Here is an 18593-nt window from a genome sequence, read left to right as displayed (position 1 = left end):
CGAGAAAAATTCTGTTATTTATTTTAACTCCTATAGTAATGAAAGCACCAGCGATTCACTCTGTTTAAAATTCCCGATTTACCTTTAGGACCTTTGTTTGATCATATAGATGAATCACATACTTCACTAAGACATAGCAAACAACGAGAATTGCTAAAAGCGTTTCTAAAATACTTAACGCTTTAGTAACTGTCAGTAAAATCGGAAGCTCTTCAAAAACTTTGGAGGCTTTGAAGATCGCCGTCGCTGAGATAACTAAAGGAAACGTGAACGCCGCATAGCTTGGATAGAAGCCGACCTTTAGCATTCTTTTCATATTAAAAACGATGCAAAGATAAATCAACTGGGATAAGATCAGCAGCCCGATAACAAATGGAAAAGAGACTTGATTGCAAACAGATAGATAACCAGCTAAACAAAGTGAGCCTGGCGCTGTCAGAATCGTAATCAAAGGAATCGCTGAATCCTCAAATATTTTCTTATGAAGGATTCGTTTAACGATGATTGGTAGCAGAATTAAATACAAAGCTAAAGCGATCCAAACAGCGACCTGCCCTAATTCCTTGATAAACACGGTCGAGGTATTCGGAATGACGCCTATTCCAACAAAGGTAATAAACCAGCTGGGATAAACATATTCAAGCGTGACCTCCACAGGCAGAATATGCACGGCAATGAAATAGCCCATCAAAGCCAGATGCAATATGATCGCCGTTACCCATAGCGCGTTATTCATGATTTGATTAGGAAACAATCTGTCTAAAAATACGGAAACGACCATTAACGCCATCGTAAATGTCGGAGCTACAGAGGCAATAATCGGATTTCTCAATGCAGCCATCGTATCATTAAAGGTAAAAACGATTTTTAAAAGAAATACAAGGATCATCAAAAGACCTGTATAACAAAAAATATTTCCGATCCCTTCAAATCCCTCAGAAAATAATAGATTCCCCAGTGACTCCGTTCCTAAGATCAGTCCGCAAATCGGTATTGGTATAGCCTTCAGAAAATTCTTTAGTGTGTTATTCATAGGTATATCCTTTCTAAACGATCAAATTATTTGATAGCACTTGATATATATTTTTTACACCCCTATAATAAACACCAGCGAACTATTTGTAAAATAATGATTTTACATATCCGTTATAAATTTTATTAATAGAAAAGAGGTCATTCCGTTGTTAGAATTATTGCGAACGTTCATTATTGTGTATGAAACGAGAAATTTCAGCACCGCAGCCAAACTCATGTTTAAAACACAACCAACCATCTCCGTGCAGATCCAAAGATTAGAAGCAGAACTAGGCTTCAAGCTGTTTGATCGAAAAGGAAAGCAGCTGATCCTGCCTACGAAACAAGCCGAATTTTTATACCCTAAAGTCGTCGAAGCGTTACACTCCCTATCTAATGTATTTGCCCAAGCAAAAAATTCTAAAAACTTTAAAACTGACTGCATCCTTGGCTGCTCCAACACCACCGCCGTACACCTATTACCCAAAATTATGGAGCAGCTGATTGCTGAATTTCCATTAATAGCTTTTGAAATCAAGATTATGAACTCGCAAGAAGTCATCGATGCCGTTGAAGGAAACAAAGCCCATATCGGCTTGATTGAAAAATCCATTGTTTCCCCATTGATCCAAAAGGAGTTCGTTTATAAAGATGAGCTCGTTTTAGCTGGCAATATTGATTCAGATTATTGGATTCTTAGAGAGCATGATTCTGGGATGTATCTTATCAACGAGACCTATCTGTACTCTAATCATCTAAACCCGCAAATCATCAAAGCAAATAACAGTGAAGTAATATTGTCTCTATTAGAAAACAATATAGGCAAATCAATTATCTCCAAATTAGCACTAACAGATTCCTTGAAGTGGCAGGAACTAGACGATGAATACAGATACAGAGACCTCTTTATCATTCAAAATATCCAAAGCCCGATCCCTGAAACAGCTGACGTTTATGATCGGATCAGAGCATTACTCACCGAATTATATAATCAGTCAAGTGAGTAAGTACGCATTCAACTAAAAAACTCTGCGAAAATCATGTCCTGATTCATTCGCAGAGTTTTTTGGTGAACAATATTTGAAATTCCTATTAGACCAGCTGACTTAATATACCGATGATTACAACTTTTCTTAAGGGGGAAACTCAGCTACAGCTATGATTGTAACCGTTTTATAAAAACTTTTTATTATACTACATTTCTATTCCATTTGTAAAATCGCAAATTGACCATTATACCTCCAATTTGACCGCTTTTTCATCAAAAACAGCACTTTTTACCCAAAAACAGGTCAAATTGACCCCCTTTTGGTCAATTTGCGATTCGCACTTTTTTTAGAAATCGTTTATCTTTTAGTCACCGGCCGGAACCAAAAAAATTTAGGAGGAAACAACCATGATTCAAACGATCGGCAATAAACTACAAGTAGAAATCGATGCAGGCGGAGAAAAAACTAAGAAGATCACCTTTACAAATGTAATGGATGAGCCTAGCGAAGAGAAAGTCCTTGAACTGGGAGAAATTATGAAAGCCTTGTCAGTCGAAGGCAGTGAATTAGACGGCGTGATCCTAACCAGTCAATCACGTTATACCAAATAAATCATAGAAAGGAAGAGAAAAAATGCTAAAACTCGTCGCAACCTTTAAAAACAGCTTAGGAAAAAATCATACCTGGAGCTTCAATGATCCCGATACTCAAAAGACCGACACAGAGATCAAAGGATTACTGCAACGCATGACCGACGTCAAACTTTGCCATAAAGATGGCGCAGACCTCTTCAACACTGTCGAAACCGCGAAGTACGTCGAAACGATTGAAACAATTATTTTTTAAGTAAATCTTTTGAGGAGTAGCGGTGCTATCACCGCCATCCTCTACTATTAATGAAAGGATGAGCATCAATGAATGTTATACAAACACTGTCGTTTCGGCAGTTATTCAACTTAAAAGCCAAAACACTCGAACAACGAATCACCAATTTCTACCATGAAACACAAAACAGCAGTGTCACGATTAAATATATTTTAGCCTTAAAAGTTCGCTGCCAATTAGGAGCGGCGGAGTTTGATCACTTTCTAAAGGATCTTGTCCGCGAAGTTTTTATGCACACTAAAGCCACACGTACCATGAAACGTCTTTTTTATTATTTTGAAGACTACTTTATGGCACCGGAATGGCGGACTTTAAAATTAAGAGTCTTTCCAGTAAAGAAATTCGGTGAGAAGGTTGTCTCTGTTGCTCGCTCCCTTGTGTCATTTGTCCGACCAAAAGAAACCGGCGAACCTTGATAAAAACAACCTACGCAGATTAAACACGAAAAAGAAAGGAACAGAACAATGACCAAGGATTTAATTGCCACCTTTGGAAAAAGCGATGGCGGAACCCACAATTGGAAATACAGAGATCTTGATCCCAACTTAACGGCGCCACAGATCAAAGAAGCTTGCGAATTATTGACGAACTTAGACATTTGTACACAAAACGGCGTAAAACTATTTGATTCTGTAGTCACTGCCAAGGTCTTGACCTATAAAGAAACTCTGATATTTGATCCAGAACATGAGACGAGAGGTGTTCGTTACGATGGAGAGCCCGTTGAGGAAACAACCTGTGAAGAAGTTCGTTGCTTTGAGGTCGCGGAAAAACAGGAGAAACCCACGACAGTGGCGACTTCAAAATCCTCCGTGCTCCCAGCAACACCACGTGGTCGCTATTTTAAACAACTAACTACGATTGAAACTTTAGATAAACCAGCGATCAAAGTAGAAAAAGAGTCGCTACCACAGCCAAGCTACCGTGAGAAACACGAACAGAACCAACCTGCTTTGCCCTTAACTGAAAAATCATCTAACCAAGACACGATAGAACGAAGCAAAGTTCTTCAATGGCTTCACAGGATCAGGAAGAAAAACAAGGAAGGGCCGTCTGATCCACCGCGGGAATAAATTTTTTCGCCATCACATCCGATCATTGAAAATTAAATACTGCGTTGAAAAAATTATTATTTTAGAAAGTGAGGAATCTATATGATACAAATTCCAATAATCAATTATCTATTCGGCGGAAGTTTGCCGATCATGGGCGTTTTTTTGACCATGGTTGGACTCGACCTTACCACCGGATACGTCAAAGCGTTGAGAAGCCATACCTGGGTATCATCGATTAATCTTCAAGGTTTACTTACGAAATTCATCACCTTTTCCACAATTATTTGCGCCGCTGCCTTAGATAAAATCGCGCCAACCGTAGGGGTCACGCTGCCAATCAATGTAGCCTTAATCTGGACAGCACTGTTAATCATTTACGAGATCGGTTCGATTTTAGAAAACGCTCATGAATTTGGCTTGAAGATCACTTGGCTGCAGAAATGGCTTAGGGTGTTCGAACGAGACGTTGGAGAAACGCCTGATAAAGACGATCAGGAAAACAATGCTCGGTAGATGGCCGTTTCTTTTTTCGCAGACCGCATATGTTAAACTACTAGATAAAATCCTGAATTCAACATATGTCTGCTTTAAAGGAATGATGTGCGGATTGAAAATAAACTAACAGGAAAAAGAGAGAGAAATCGAAAATCGAGCGAATTACTCTATCCCTTCCGTTCAGCCAAATAGACCAGTACCAGGAAAATGAAAATAGCAGCGTGTTCTTAAAAATCATAAGGATGTGTACAAGAATTCCCCGTACACATCCTTATGATTCGATCAACTTCTAAATCTCTCAACACTTACTCGCTTTTTCAGTTCATTTTCTTCATTGTCTTTTTAAAACAATACCAATAATCATTCCTATCAGCATGCCAAAACTGGCACCATAGGATAAAGGGATGGTTGTAACCGTCGTGCTCAATACAATTCCTACACATAAGCCAAGACACATACCGTACACCTCTTCATTTCCTATTTTTTCTTGATTTTTGGTACCTTGACCATCAAATAGGACATATTTTGAACTGATAATTGCTAAAGTTAGAGCCAATACTATCCATGGTAGTGCAGTTGAAAAAAAGTCATACATCCAATCACCCTTTAACATTAAAATTTTTTTGTTGACTCATCATTAAATTCAATTTACCGCATATACATTTGTAGTTGTATTCATAATAAAACTACATATTTCATTCTATTTTAAATATGATAAACAATAGTTATCCAATCGAGTTCACATTCTTGTCACAAAGATCTTTTAACCTTGTTTTACTTTCTTTTGAGACTATTCCACAAGCGATAGTATCACACATTTATACGAATATTCCTTCGTCTTTATTCGTATAAATGTAGCATATCTAAAATAAGATTGTCAATATGCTTCAAGAATAAGCAGTCAATTGATCGTTTTTTAGATCCATATCCGATACGAGATGTATAACATCCTGTGTTTGATAAACGATGGTTTCATCTGCACCTAACGATTTTATATAGTCGCTCTGCGCGGTCGTTCCTGTAGCGTAAACATATGCTCCAGCAGTTGCGCATCCAAGATATATACCATATATGTATTCATATTAGAAAAAACAACGACATGATCGACTACTTTAAAACGCGTTACCGCTTCTCCAATCGCAGTCACTACACCAGAAAAATCTTCATCCAATGAGTGAGGAAGCGGAGGAAATGTATCTTTAGGCATAGTTGGTGCAGGTCCAGCTTGACGAATGACAATATCAGGATCATTCACACCGATTACCGCGGTTTTAATTACTAGTTGCTGCGCAGAAGGGCTAGGAATTTCTACATCTGCCATTTTCATAATATCTACTGAGCCATATTCTTTTAATATCATTTTTTTCATAAGCGTACTCCCCTCAATCTTTCTGATGATTAGCATAGTCTTTTCTCATCTATCTGAATAGTACGTTATTTTTTAGAAATACTACCCTGTAAGATAGAAATGAATGAAATCAATGGTAGATTTGAAAATAAAAAAACTAAAGCACTAATGCTCTAGTTTTGTTTGATCGTATTCTTTCGCAAATTTTTCCAGTTCCTAAATGACAGGCAAGAATTTCTCACCCATTGGTGTTAGCGAATACTCCACTTTAGGAGGCACCTGCGGATAGACTTTCCGACGAATCATCTCATGACTTTCTAACAGCTTTAGATTTTTTGTTAAATTCGCTTGTGTCACCTTTGGCAATTTCCTGCTTAATTCACCAAAGCGCAATGTCTCTTTACTTAGAAAGTATAGAATGACCATATTCCCATTTACCGTTCACGATCTTTTGAATATTAGAAATTGAGCAAGATTCAAAGGTTTCTGTTTCATCAAACTCTTTCATATTAACTCCTCCCTCAGTTTCACGAAGGTCTCTTTCTAACTATATGCTCTTTCCATCCAAGTAATAAATCCGCAAGAGAAGGATTTTAAGATTCAACCTTCTTCCTTGCTAAGCACTTTCTTAATAACAACAGATCATCGTTTGAGGCTGGGTTCTTCGTAAATATAGTTCAGCCAAAATTCTTCTACCTTTTGATTAAAATCTTTAGTAGGATACTTTCCTCTCAAATCAAATGTATGAGGCAAGTCATCAGAAAACTTTATTTGGTAATTGTATACAATACTAGATTTCTTCGATTCTTGCTTAAACAATCCGACATCCGAAATTTCTGACCATACTTTGGTCTTTAACAGCCAGCCTTCTTGATAAGTAATTCCTTTTTGATCCAGACGGTAAAGTATGCCGCCATATTTCAATACAAAAATAGAATCCTTGATACCTGAATAGATCAGCAAAGAAGCGAAATAAATAAGAAACCCAAAAAAGAAAATAACTCCTGTCATTAGAGCTATCCCGAGCAAGGTTAAACTAAATAATATATTTAGCCCGTTAGGATTATTAAAATAAGGGAATAAAAACCAAAAAGAAATTCCGAGTACTAGCAGTAGGATCATCGCGCCCGCACAAATTAGCAGGGCAGCATCTCGCCAGGTGATTTTTAGTTCAAAAATTTTATCCATTTTTAGCTACTCCTACTATTGTTATTTCTTCCTTTGACTGATTTCGAACAATAATAATGCTAACGAAGAGCACGTTAATAGTCAATAGTAGGATAATCTTGTAGTTGCCTGACTTCTCCACGCAGGTAATCATTCACTGCCTTTTGTATCGCTCTTTCTACAAAAGCTAGCCGTTCTTCTAGGCTGAGCTTCATTTTTCTAGAAGAAAAATAAACTCCCCCTATACTATTATAGGGGGAACATGTCATGAATCTCTGAATAATTTTTTGTGAACTCCTAAATATATTTCATAGAGTTACTATCATCTGGCTTTATGGGCTTTATCAAAAGCAGTCACTCGCTCCGCATCAATTCGCATAATTTCTTCACCAGATATATTATTTGAATTAATCACAAGATCATAATCCGGATTTTTAGGTTTGTATTGATTCACTCCATAGGCAACGCTATTTGCCGGAATGTCCTTTGTAATGATGGCACCGGCTCCAATTACAGTGTTTTCACCAATTATTATAGGACCTAAAAGCTTAGCCCCATCGGCAACGATAACATTCTCTGATAGAATGGGGGTTCCGATATTCTCCCACTCATTAAGAATCTTATTAAACCGCTGATTTGAGCCAATAGTAACATTCTGAAAAATCACTACATTTGCACATATTTTTGCAGCAACAATCGTGCAGCCACGTGCATGATGTGCGAAAAGCACACTTTTATCCATATCGGCACATCGAATCTCACAGCAATACCGCTGTTCCAATAAATCGGCAGCTTGTTTTCTTTTTTCTGCATCTTCAGAAAAACAGTTTTCATTTAAAAGCTCTTCAAAAGTCATATCTATCATATTTTTAGCACTCCTCATTTACATTATATTTTTTAGTTCCAATGAATTCAACGATAATGTGGAATGGTTCCATCATAACTAAGATGGAATTTTTTCTGAATCAGATCCTTCAATTCGGATTTATTTTCGATCACATTATTTTATTTTTTTCTACTTCTTCTCCAGAAAAACAGACCTATTGCAACTAGGATTAACCCTGTTCCTAAAATTAACAGTGTCTTAGACTTCTGCTCCCCCGTCTTAAGAAGCAGTTTGTGATCCACCAATTTATTTGAAGTAGCAACAATCCCTTTGCTCTTACCTGATGCGATTGAATCTGTTGATATTGAATTTGCTTTCTTATAGACATAGGTAACGGTGATATCTTCATTGGTGTACGATCCTTTTGCGTTATCTGGCAGTTTTTCTTGATCTAATGTGTATCCATCTATAGCGATTGCTTCTGTAGAATAGGTTTCACCTACCAGACCAGTCTGTTCCTTTTTAGGTGCGATCTCTTTGCCTGATTCATCAATAAATTGTGTAATAACCTTTGACGTTTCCTGACTAGGCGCTTCCACCTTCTTGTACACATAGGTGACAGTGATGTCCTCATTGGTGTACGATCCTTTTGCATTTCCTGGCAGTTTTTCTTGATCTAATGTGTATCCATCTATAGCGATTGCTTCTGTAGAATAGGTTTCACCAACTAAACCAGTCTGTTCCTTCTTAGGTGCCAGCTCTTTGCCTGATTCGTCAATAAATTGTGTAAAGACCTTTGACGTTTCTTGACTAGGTGCTTCTATTTTTTTATAAATATATCTGACAATTTGTTGTTGTTCTCCCAACGTTCCCAAAGCATTAGAAGGCAGCTGCTCTTGATCCAACGAATATCCGTCAATTGTTAATTTGTATTGATCGGTAGATGCGTCGTAAGCGTCTCCAATATAACCACTGATTGTTTGTGTTGGATGAATTTCATTGTTAAACTGGTCCACATACTGTACGATTACATCTTCGGCTAGTTGCTTTTTATTAGCATAATTTAGAGTTACGCACAGATTGATGTAGCCAGATATGTTGGAATCAGACGAGCTAGTAATACCTATTTGTGAATAAGGACCGTCTGGAAAAACCGTAGATTCTGAAGAGTTAGAGAAACTTTTCCCTTCAAGTTCAGAGTAGTCAAGATCAGAAGACGGATTTAAGGTGAACTTGATCCCTCCAGGTTCTAATGAAGCGGTGTAATAAAGTTCTAAACCTGAATCATAAATAGCTATGCCCCCAACATTTGTTAGCATTTCAGGGTTAATGTTATACAAAGCAGCTTGCTCATAACTAATAGAGAACTCAGAATAATTATCCTCGTTCAAATTGATAACCACATTTGGTTGATAGACGTTATGAGGATCAAACCCGACATTCGCAAAGTGTTTCAATAGATCAAAATCAATTCCGGTCGGAAAAATAGTGGTCAGATTTCCATCAAAGGACAACGACGTCTTTTTCATTACTTCGGGATAGTTCAGAAAATTTACAGAAGAAAAAATATTTTCTCCACTACTTTGTATAGTTATTTCGTTAGCGTATTCCAATCCAGTAAGATTTGACACCGTTAAAAATGAGGTATCTTCTGGAGTAACATCTATATGTATATCACTAGAAGACAATAAACTTTTGGTTATCTGGTCAGGACCTGTTAACCCAAGAATAGAGACAAGAACATTTTGTAAATTAACGTCAGGCATCCAAGAATTAATTGGTTCGTCATCTGCAAGCTTATTTTTCCCCACCACTTCGTTTAGATGAGAAGGCGACTCGACTTCGGTTGCTTTTATCATAGCAGGGAACACCAGAGATGATAAAGTAAGGGACAAGACTAGTAAAACCTTTTTTTTCATAAACATAATCATTCCTTCTATATATTTAGATTACTCAGTTACTCCAACCATTCTTATTTAATTAATTGTTGGTTAACTATAAAGCCTCAATTCAAAATTGTAAACTAATAATAACTACAGTCGCTTTTAACGAATAGCAATGATACTTTATCTATTATATGTTCGTTAGCTTGTCCCAAATTAGCCTACATATCTGAAAAATATGAGTATAGCAAGGTTATGGTAAAATGCTGTACGATTAAAAAGGTTCGGTCACTTTTTAAAACTAGGATCGTTGGCTCTGGATGAATAGTCGTATTCTCTTTTGATTAAACACTATGATTCTATCCCTTAATTTCTTCATCTCACAATTCACAATCCAGTAGAGCTAAATTTGAAAAACTACTAGATTCGATCAATAGTTCCGATAGATGGGTTGATCTTATTTCATTAATACAACAAATGTTTCTAGAAAAGATTGATGATAACAATAATTAGTATAGATTTCTTGCATATTTGGAAAATGACAAAAAATAAGGCTTTTAGTAGCGCTATTACGCCATTAAAAGCCTTATGTAAAAGTTGAGATAAGGGTTGTCACATATCCTGCGGGGGAGTTGCATCGCGGTTTAAAGTACACTCTTTTTTAGACGATTGATAAAATACGGAATAATCCTAAAACATCCCGGGTTTTTGTCAATTCGTTCGATTATCCCTGCTTCTCCTGTATCTACTCTAAAAATTAACATTGAACAGATTCCTCACTTATTTGATTGATCCAATCAAGAATATTCCTAGTGTAATTACTGCTGCTCCAGCACTGATCATGCATAATTCCTTCTTAGTCTTTCGTACCTTCAAAATAAAGATGCCCGCATAAATAGAAATCAATACCGCCATCTGGGAAAAGGTAAAACTTTTTGCTACTCCAATGATTGGCATGGCAAAAAATAAACTTAAATTAGCGATACTCCAAGCAACCCCAGTTCCCAAATTCTTTACAACCTCTGACCAAGCGAATTCTTCTCGTTTAATAATCGTTAAGCATAGTGAAGAGAACCACATCCCGATCGACTGTGGAAATAATACCACTGCTCCGCTAACTAGAAGAGCTTGCGGCAATGTCACATAAATTGTTAATGCAGCTGAGGATAGTAATAAAAGAGTGATAGCTTTGCGTTTTATCGTGTTCGATTGCTTTTTCCCCTGTTCTTCTATATAAGAGGTTAAACGAATTCCTAAAATGATTAACAAAATTCCAGTCATTCCAATCATTATCATAGTAAGATTGGTCCATTCTTTAAAAAAAATTGCCGCGATAAAGGTTGTCCCAATTAATTGAGTTCCATTTGAGATAGGCATCGCCTCAGACACTGGCAGTAATTGAAAGGAATTGAATTGCAAATATTGTCCAACAGACCAGAAACAGCCTGAGAGAAATGCTGCTGCAAAACTAAGCCAATCATACGTAGGCTGAACAATAACGGTAAAGATAATTCCTAGTAAGAGTGCCGTCGTAGAAGTTCCCAGCAATTGATTGATTGGCTTCGCCTTCGTTAAATTCGCAATAATCGGCATAAGCCCCCACCCAAGAGCGGGTAATAAATATAAAATAGCCATTAATTTCTCCTAAACACAAAATAATTTGCTCAAGAAAAGACTGAGCGTAAAACCCAGTCTTTGCTCTTGGTTTAAAATTTAAATAGTCCATCTTGTATTGTCACGATTTGATTTTCGATTAGCAGCTGTCCCTTAGTCATATCCGGAAAGACCACGATGATCGTGTCATCTTTTCCACTTTTTTCTATTTGGTGTAGATCCATCGAAGCCAATAGAGTACCAGCTTTTACCTTTTGTCCCTTTGTTACTTTGACTGAAAAAGGCAGCCCCTTTAGTTCCACCGTGTCCAATCCCATATGGATCAAAAGTTTTTCACCGGACTTACATTCAATTGTAATAGCGTGCAGCGTCGGAAAAATGCTCTCAACAATTCCTTCAATCGGAGCATAGACATGGCCATCATGTTGAGCGATTGCAAAGCCCTCTCCCATCATTTTTGAAGAGAAAACCTCATCTTGAACTGCTTCTAAAGGAAGAACTCGTCCATTTGCTACAGATTTTAGAATATTTTTCATTTTAAAAAAGAGCATCCTCTCATCACCTCTATACTAATTCTGGCCAGTATTCTTTATTGGCTTCAATCATTTCATCTAAAATTTTCTTTGCTACGCGAGCATTTGGTACTGTTTGATTCAACGTAAATGCTTGCAATGCTTTTTGATAAGAACCTTCAAAATAGGCATCAACTAATAATTTTTCTGCTGCTACTTGTGCCTCCATCAGTCCTTTATGGAAATCAGAGATCGGTTCCCTTAGAGAAATCGGTTCTACACCTGTCGCTCCTACATAAGCAGGCACTTCCACTACCGCATCTGCGCGCAGATTCGGAATAGCTCCTTGATTCGGTACAATCAGCATAAAACGGCGGCGTTCGTCATTCAGTAAAGAGGTTGCCATGTCTACGATGTACTGGCCGTGCTCCCCAAAGTTAAAGTTCAGGATATCTTCTGTTACGCCTTCCCGAATCTTTTCCGCCATCTCCTTCGTGTTCTTTTCTCGGCCTTCCATTACCATATTGGCGCGCGTGTAATTTTTATCCGTATGTTCCACGACCATATCTGGATATAGATAATACTCTAAATAATTATTCGGAATATTTTGCGGAAAATTTTTTGTGATAACAGACATCATGCTGAAAGCCTCCTGCCATGTTTTATCTCCAGCATTAAAATCCGCTACTTCCATTTCCTGAGTCGTTAATTTTTCAATGATTTCCGGCACCACATCACGCTTCAGATCTTTATCATAAATCGAGGTATACCAGCCAAAATGATTCAGTCCATAATAAGTTGGAATCCAATTTTTTCGATCATAGCCGTAATTAACTGCAATTGTTTCTTCGATTGAAATCGTCATGTCGCAGGCATTGATCATTTTTGCTTTTGGATACTGTCTGCGAACAGCCTCTGAAACAATTGATTCCGGATTTGTATAATTTAAAATCCATGCTTCAGGCGCATACTTTTGAACATAGCCAACGATTTCTAATAGGCCATTCATTGATCGCATACCATAAGCAAACCCGCCTAATCCGCAGGTTTCTTGTCCGACTAAGCCATGACTTAAAGGAATTTTTTCATCCTTTTCACGCATCTTCATACCACCGACACGAATCTGTGAAAAAATGAAATCACAGCCGGTAAACGCTGTTTCAGGATCTTCGGTTGATGAAATGACCACATCCTTAAATCCTTCTTTCTTCAACATGTATTGAATAATCAAATACATATCGGCATTTCTCTGAGCATCAATATCGTATAAACGAATCTCTGAAAGCGGTAAACGATCTGCATTGTTTAGCACCGCTTGAATGATTCCTGGTGTATAAGTACTGCCTCCGCCGGCAATCGTAATAATTTGTTTCTTTGTCATTATTCTCTTCCTTTCTACTGCTCCAATAATTTATTGAATTCAGCCATTACGTAAGTAACCTCTAACCCAATAATAATTTGATAATTTTTTTCTGTTGGTTTGATCACACCGCTGACACCTAACTGTTTGATTCGTTGTTCATCGACGATCGTTGGATTTTCAACCTCAACTCTCAAACGTGTATTACAACTGAAGGCATCTGAAACATTCTCTTTTCCGCCAAAGGCCTGCAGCATTTTCTTTGCCATATACTCATAATTCTTGCTGGCTAATCCGAGTTCCTTTTCTTCTTCTACTGCTTCAATTCCATATTCTGTAGTTGCTTCTCTGCCTAACGTTTGAATATTACGTTTCTTGATTAGGTAATAGAAAGTAAAGTAATACAGGGCGAAAAATACGATTCCGACTGGAATGATGAGAATAGCGTTGGTCGCGATTCTAAAATTAATTAAATAATCCACGATACAAGCACCAAATGTAAAACCAATCCGAATATTCAACAAGTAACACACGATTCCGGCAAGCCCAGCAAATAATGCATGTACGACATAAAGCATTGGAGAAAGAAACATAAAACTGAATTCGACTGGTTCAGTGATATTGGAAATAAATGACGTTGCCGCCCCACTACCCATGATTCCTTTGACCATCTCTTTGTTTTCTTTGAATGCCGCACGATAGATAGCAAAACAAATTGCAGGGACGCCAAACATCATGATAACGAAGAAGCCTGATAAAAATAATCCTGCTTGTGGATCACCGTTGATAAAGCGTGTCATCTCACCACGGAATACTTCGCCACTTGGCGAGGTGTAACTTCCTAAGTCATAGTAAACGTATGTGTTCAGTACATGATGGAGTCCAAAAGGAATCAGCAGCCGATTAAGGAACATAAAAATTCCCACTCCTAAAGCCCCCATATTAACTAATAAGCGCGCAAAGCTATCAATTCCGGCTTGGGCGAAGGGCCATAAAAAGCCAAACACCACCGAGGTGACTGTCTGTAATATCATCACCATCGTCAACGGAAACTTTTCCCCTGCAAAGTAAGAGAACACCATTGGTAATTTTTGTTCCTTGAAACGATTGTACGTCCAAGCTGCGATAAGCCCTGAGATTATCCCACCGAAGATCCCCATATTGACAGCCGGATTCATAATTTCTAAACCCTTTTTCAATGTTGCAATTGCTAGAAATCCTGTTAGTGCAGGAATACCTTTGTCTTTGGTCTTAGCAAAGCCAATCGTTACTCCGATGGCAAATAGAATATCCAAATTTCCAAATACTGCATTTCCCGCAGCCCCAATAACAGGAATATTCAACATGTCGTCTGCTGAAAGACGCATGATCAATCCGGCCAAAGGCATCGCTGCCACTGGAAGTAGCATTGCTCTACCTAATTTTTGTACATTTGCTTTTAAACTCGACATTTTAAACTCCTCCTCATTTTAAATTTCCTTGTAAGTTACCAACTCAATCAAACAATCCCTTTTAACCTGCAATGCAAACTCTGAATGGACCAGAAATTCCACCTGATTGACCCTTGGATAAACAAAACTTGACCCCTCTAATAATTGCTGATCAAGATATGCTGTGTGACACATAATTTCGATGGTTTTATCTTCGCGTAAAAGCGTTAGTAGCTGTTCTAAATATTGTTCGATTGAACAATCAATTTGCCTTTTATCCTCAATTGTTTCGCCAACATCATCAAAATATGGTTCAAAATAATCGACGTGTCGAACCTCTGATTTTCTCTCGAAGTTCCCGCGAACTGGCAGATCATATTTTTTAGCCAATGCAATGACAACTTCCTGATTATTATCAAAGGTGTGCGTATGATGGTGACTATCTAAGTGGGTTGGGATAATTCCGGCTCGATAAACCTTTTGAATTTGAGCATTCCACTCTTGATATAGCTGATCGTTGTCAATTTCAAAGGGCTTTGTATAAAAAGATAATTGCTTAAATTGATCGCCCTCCACCAAACTATCGACATTTTCCAATAAAGGTTTCCCACAGGTCAGTGTCAGATGAACACCCACACCTAAATCTGGTAATTCTTTTTTCAGCTTTACCGCATGTTCAAATCCCGGCATATTTGCCATCAAAGTCGTTGAAGTTAATATTCCTCGTTGATAAGCATCAACTATGCCGTAATTCACACCATGGCTGTAGCCAAAATCATCTGAGTTAAAGATTACTTTTCCCATTCTTTACATCCTTTCTTTTTTATACTAAAAATAGACGCAACCTAATGATCGCAGAAATGAATGCTCGCTCTGCATCAAAAGGTTGCGCCTACCGAATAGTTACGCCCTTGATTATTGAATTCTCGCTAAATGAATGGCCAGATAAACAACTTCGTTTTCCTGCACATCCAACTGAAATTTCTCTTCGATCATTTTTTTGATCGCTGTTGCGGTCTGATAAGGTTCACTTTCTTTAAAGGTACTGGTGAAAAATCCAATGTTTTCAGTTGGTGACTCTTCTTGATAAATCAGACGTTTCACTAAAAATTTGATATGAATCATCATACGATGATAGGTTAATGAGTCTTTATCAAAATGATAATCATAAGATTCCTCCAAATCCTCAAGAATCGTCTTTGTCATTTCTAATATCTTTAAGCTGTTTAAACTATTTCTTTCGCCTAGTTCCGCATTGATAATATGCATGGTAATAAAACCAATTTCATTTGCTTCCAACTCTGTGTTATAGCGTTGATTAATTAACGCCACGACTTCATTCGCCGTTTCATACTCTTCCGGATAGAGCAATTTCATTTCCGGCAACATGATTGCTGTCACCTGACTGTCTTCTTTCTTACGCTGAATCGCAAAATAAATGTGATCCGTCAAGGCAATGTAAATGTTTGAATCTAACGGTGTAGAGATTCTTTTCGAGATAAATTGAATGATCTCCTCGGAAAAATCAATGAATTCGATAGGGATTTGAGCGGCCATCTCACTAAACATCTTGGTCTTCTCTTTGGTATCCAAAGTAAAAAACTTATCCGCCAGTGCTGGATCAAATACCTGATCAACGAAAGCAGAAAATCCAATTCCCTTACCCATAGCGATTTTTTCAATTCCCTCATCATCAATTAAAATCACATTATGACTGATCTTTTTAACAACTTTCATTAGTTGCACCGATCCTCTCTGAAAAACATTCAAATTTTTATTTAAAAAACAAAAAAACGACCCAAGGAAAGTGTCTTTCCTAGGTCGTGCCTAATTTAATAGTTGCACCCTATCTGTTTACACGCTCAATATAGCAAATAAAAAAAGCGCTGTCAACGCTTTTTTTATTTATTTGTTTTCTAATTTTAAATTCTACCAATTGCGAAGTGAATGATTATTGATAGATATTTCAACACTTTTTCTTTAGAACTAACAGTTTCTTAAATAGTTTGAAAAATCCTTTTAAGATCATGCAAAACACTTCCCCAAAAAAATGGGAAGTGCTTTTTCATTCTTTCGCTACTTTTTTATATTTCTATAGCTAACTCTGCTTCATAGGGTATAGAAGGTTGAGCACCATACCGTTGGACTGTCAAAGAGGCCGCTTTGCTTGCATACGTGATTGCTTCTTCGATATTTTGTAAATCATGAGATAATTTTGATGCAAACGCACCAATGAATGTATCTCCTGCAGCAGTTGTATCCACTGCAGGAACTTCAAAAGCAGGTACCAATCCTGATTTACCTTCTGCGATAGAGTAGAATGCTCCTTTACTTCCTAATGTGACAATGAGAACCTTAACTCCCAACTCGTGAATTTTATTTGCTGCACTAACTAAATCACTTTCACTAGTAATTTTAACACCAATAATTGTCTCTAATTCTATTTCATTTGGTATTAAAATATCTGTCGCATGAATAATTTTTTCAGGCAACATTTCAAGTGCAGGAGCAGGATTTAAAATTGTGGCAGCAGAGCCTTTTTGAGCAATTTCAAAACTTCTTTCAATACTCTCGAGATTGGTTTCCAGTTGAGCAATTACATAATCACTCGAAGAAATCGTTTCTTGATTCTTTAAAATATGTTCATTAGAAATTTCTTGGTTGGCTCCTCCATAGATTACAATACTATTTTCTCCACTATAATCAACGGTAACATAAGCACTTCCTGTTCTTACGCTATCCAAATGAGCAATCCCTACTGTATTGATTCCATCTTGGTCAAGCAAATCGACAAGCGTTTTTCCACCATCATCATTTCCTACGGCTCCTATAAAATTCACAAGAGCACCGCTTCTGGCTGCAGCAATTGCTTGATTAGCTCCTTTTCCACCACCGTTTGTAAATACTTCTTTTGAATGAATCGTTTCACCCGGTTTCGGGAAATTCTCTGTACGAATCGTTGTATCTAAATTAACACTTCCTACTACTGTAATCTTATTCATTTCTGCACTTCTCTCCAATTGTCTTCACATACATGTATTCGATAGTAATTATCTTATGAAAAATACTTGATCGTATCCATCGTCAATTCTCTGAATTTTTCTAAATCAAGATTAAAAGCAACTTGAACATTTTTTTCTTTCTTATAGACGTCATCATAATCAACTACGGTACTGCCTAATGCTAATGTATCACTGGTCTCTACCTGTACATTCATTGGATATACAGTAAACATATCCGGATCAATAACATAAGCGACAGCACATGGATCATGCATATGGATACCCTCAACATGCGTTTCATCAGCCCAGAATGGTCGTGTAGTTGTTAAATTGAAAAAATCTAATAGATCAGCCATTGTTGTGGCTACTTTATTCCCAATATTACGAATTTCTTTGATATCGTCTTCAAATAATTGAGCTTTTAATGTCACATCTAAACCAAACATAGCAACTGGAACACCTGAATTAACAACAATATCTGCCGCTTCAGGGTCCACATAGATATTAAATTCCGCGTGAGGCGTCATATTCCCGCCAAAACATGCGCCTCCCATAAAGGAAATCAGTTCGATTTTCTCTTTTAGTTCAGGATGTGATAATAAGAAAATCGCAACGTTTGTTAACGGTCCAGTAGCGATCAGAGTAATCTTCTCATCTGATTCTCTCAAAATTTTTGCTATCAGATCGTTCGCCGAAATATCCAAATCCGCAATTTTAGATTCTGGTAGTTCGGCACCATCTATACCAGATTCACCATGAACATCATCTGCAATAATCAATTCACGACGCAACGGCTTTTTCGCGCCTCTAGCAACAGGTATTCCTTCACTTTTTGCCAGTGTTAATAATCTCTTCGCGTTAATATATGTCTTTTCCGGAAGTTGATTCCCAGCTGATGTAGTAACTGCTAATAAATCAATCTTCTCTGAAGCAATAGCCATTAATAACGCTAATGCGTCATCATGACCTGGATCACAATCTAAAATCACTTTTTTTGCCATTTTGAATCCTCC

21 protein-coding genes are annotated in these 18593 nt (G+C 37.4%); 6 read left to right on the top strand and 15 right to left on the bottom strand.

Annotated features, from left to right (window positions below):
- Positions 1 to 64: 64 nt before the first annotated feature.
- Positions 65 to 1033 (bottom strand): TDT family transporter, encoded by a 969-nt coding sequence (locus OMU_RS21230; RefSeq protein ID WP_016181902.1) that lies wholly within the window; start codon positions 1031 to 1033, stop codon positions 65 to 67.
- A gap of 148 nt (positions 1034 to 1181) precedes the next feature.
- Here OMU_RS21230 and OMU_RS21225 point away from each other — a divergent pair, with 148 nt between their 5' ends.
- The 6 genes from OMU_RS21225 (at position 1182) to OMU_RS21200 (ending at position 4456) form a co-directional block, all read left to right on the top strand.
- Positions 1182 to 2021 carry a LysR family transcriptional regulator gene (locus OMU_RS21225; RefSeq protein ID WP_016181901.1) on the top strand — a complete coding sequence of 280 codons (840 nt, stop codon included), beginning with the start codon at positions 1182 to 1184 and terminating at the stop codon, positions 2019 to 2021.
- A gap of 389 nt (positions 2022 to 2410) precedes the next feature.
- Complete coding sequence (locus OMU_RS21220; RefSeq protein ID WP_016181900.1) at positions 2411 to 2614, top strand: DUF1659 domain-containing protein; 204 nt, start codon at positions 2411 to 2413, stop codon at positions 2612 to 2614.
- Between the two features lie 22 nt (positions 2615 to 2636).
- Positions 2637 to 2849, top strand: coding sequence for a DUF2922 family protein (locus tag OMU_RS21215; protein ID WP_016181899.1), 213 nt, complete (start codon positions 2637 to 2639; stop codon positions 2847 to 2849).
- Between the two features lie 68 nt (positions 2850 to 2917).
- Positions 2918 to 3304, top strand: coding sequence for a hypothetical protein (locus OMU_RS21210; RefSeq protein ID WP_016181898.1), 387 nt, complete (start codon positions 2918 to 2920; stop codon positions 3302 to 3304).
- Positions 3305 to 3352: 48 nt separating this feature from the next.
- On the top strand, positions 3353 to 3961 hold the full coding sequence (locus tag OMU_RS21205) for a DUF2922 family protein (RefSeq protein WP_016181897.1): 609 nt from the start codon (positions 3353 to 3355) through the stop codon (positions 3959 to 3961).
- A gap of 81 nt (positions 3962 to 4042) precedes the next feature.
- Positions 4043 to 4456 carry a phage holin family protein gene (locus OMU_RS21200; RefSeq protein ID WP_016181896.1) on the top strand — a complete coding sequence of 138 codons (414 nt, stop codon included), beginning with the start codon at positions 4043 to 4045 and terminating at the stop codon, positions 4454 to 4456.
- Positions 4457 to 4769: 313 nt separating this feature from the next.
- Here OMU_RS21200 and OMU_RS21195 read toward each other — a convergent pair whose 3' ends face one another.
- The 14 genes from OMU_RS21195 to OMU_RS21130 form a co-directional block, all read right to left on the bottom strand.
- Positions 4770 to 5033: a hypothetical protein gene (locus OMU_RS21195; RefSeq protein ID WP_016181895.1), complete on the bottom strand. Its 264-nt coding sequence runs from the start codon at positions 5031 to 5033 to the stop codon at positions 4770 to 4772.
- A 396-nt stretch (positions 5034 to 5429) separates the two neighbouring features.
- On the bottom strand, positions 5430 to 5807 hold the full coding sequence (locus tag OMU_RS21190; protein ID WP_016181894.1) for an alcohol dehydrogenase catalytic domain-containing protein: 378 nt from the start codon (positions 5805 to 5807) through the stop codon (positions 5430 to 5432).
- A 195-nt stretch (positions 5808 to 6002) separates the two neighbouring features.
- A complete protein-coding gene (locus OMU_RS21185; protein ID WP_016181893.1) occupies positions 6003 to 6212 on the bottom strand; it encodes a winged helix-turn-helix transcriptional regulator in 210 nt (69 codons plus the stop codon).
- Positions 6213 to 6428: 216 nt separating this feature from the next.
- A complete protein-coding gene (locus tag OMU_RS21180) occupies positions 6429 to 6974 on the bottom strand; it encodes a hypothetical protein (RefSeq protein ID WP_016181891.1) in 546 nt (181 codons plus the stop codon).
- A 301-nt stretch (positions 6975 to 7275) separates the two neighbouring features.
- On the bottom strand, positions 7276 to 7818 hold the full coding sequence (locus OMU_RS21175) for an LbetaH domain-containing protein (protein ID WP_016181890.1): 543 nt from the start codon (positions 7816 to 7818) through the stop codon (positions 7276 to 7278).
- Between the two features lie 140 nt (positions 7819 to 7958).
- Positions 7959 to 9638, bottom strand: coding sequence for a MucBP domain-containing protein (locus OMU_RS21170; protein WP_229078695.1), 1680 nt, complete (start codon positions 9636 to 9638; stop codon positions 7959 to 7961).
- 804 nt (positions 9639 to 10442) lie between these two features.
- Positions 10443 to 11297, bottom strand: a complete 855-nt coding sequence (locus OMU_RS21165; protein WP_016181887.1) for a GRP family sugar transporter — start codon at positions 11295 to 11297, stop codon at positions 10443 to 10445.
- A gap of 71 nt (positions 11298 to 11368) precedes the next feature.
- On the bottom strand, positions 11369 to 11827 hold the full coding sequence (locus tag OMU_RS21160; protein ID WP_016181886.1) for a PTS sugar transporter subunit IIA: 459 nt from the start codon (positions 11825 to 11827) through the stop codon (positions 11369 to 11371).
- 13 nt (positions 11828 to 11840) lie between these two features.
- Positions 11841 to 13169, bottom strand: coding sequence for a family 4 glycosyl hydrolase (locus OMU_RS21155; protein WP_016181885.1), 1329 nt, complete (start codon positions 13167 to 13169; stop codon positions 11841 to 11843).
- Positions 13170 to 13183: 14 nt separating this feature from the next.
- Positions 13184 to 14599 carry a PTS transporter subunit EIIC gene (locus OMU_RS21150; RefSeq protein WP_016181884.1) on the bottom strand — a complete coding sequence of 472 codons (1416 nt, stop codon included), beginning with the start codon at positions 14597 to 14599 and terminating at the stop codon, positions 13184 to 13186.
- 18 nt (positions 14600 to 14617) lie between these two features.
- Positions 14618 to 15382: a carbohydrate deacetylase gene (locus tag OMU_RS21145; RefSeq protein ID WP_016181883.1), complete on the bottom strand. Its 765-nt coding sequence runs from the start codon at positions 15380 to 15382 to the stop codon at positions 14618 to 14620.
- A gap of 111 nt (positions 15383 to 15493) precedes the next feature.
- Positions 15494 to 16315 (bottom strand): PRD domain-containing protein, encoded by an 822-nt coding sequence (locus tag OMU_RS21140; protein ID WP_016181882.1) that lies wholly within the window; start codon positions 16313 to 16315, stop codon positions 15494 to 15496.
- A gap of 347 nt (positions 16316 to 16662) precedes the next feature.
- Positions 16663 to 17580 (bottom strand): ribokinase, encoded by a 918-nt coding sequence (gene rbsK / locus OMU_RS21135; RefSeq protein WP_016181881.1) that lies wholly within the window; start codon positions 17578 to 17580, stop codon positions 16663 to 16665.
- Positions 17581 to 17633: 53 nt separating this feature from the next.
- A complete protein-coding gene (locus tag OMU_RS21130) occupies positions 17634 to 18581 on the bottom strand; it encodes a nucleoside hydrolase (protein ID WP_016181880.1) in 948 nt (315 codons plus the stop codon).
- Positions 18582 to 18593 lie beyond the last annotated feature (12 nt).

Origin of the sequence: Enterococcus avium ATCC 14025 (assembly GCF_000406965.1) — a bacterium.
Taxonomy (GTDB): Bacteria; Bacillota; Bacilli; order Lactobacillales; family Enterococcaceae; genus Enterococcus_A; species Enterococcus_A avium.
The sequence above is the reverse complement of the archived record's forward strand: the minus strand, read 5'-3'. Positions and strand labels throughout refer to the sequence as shown.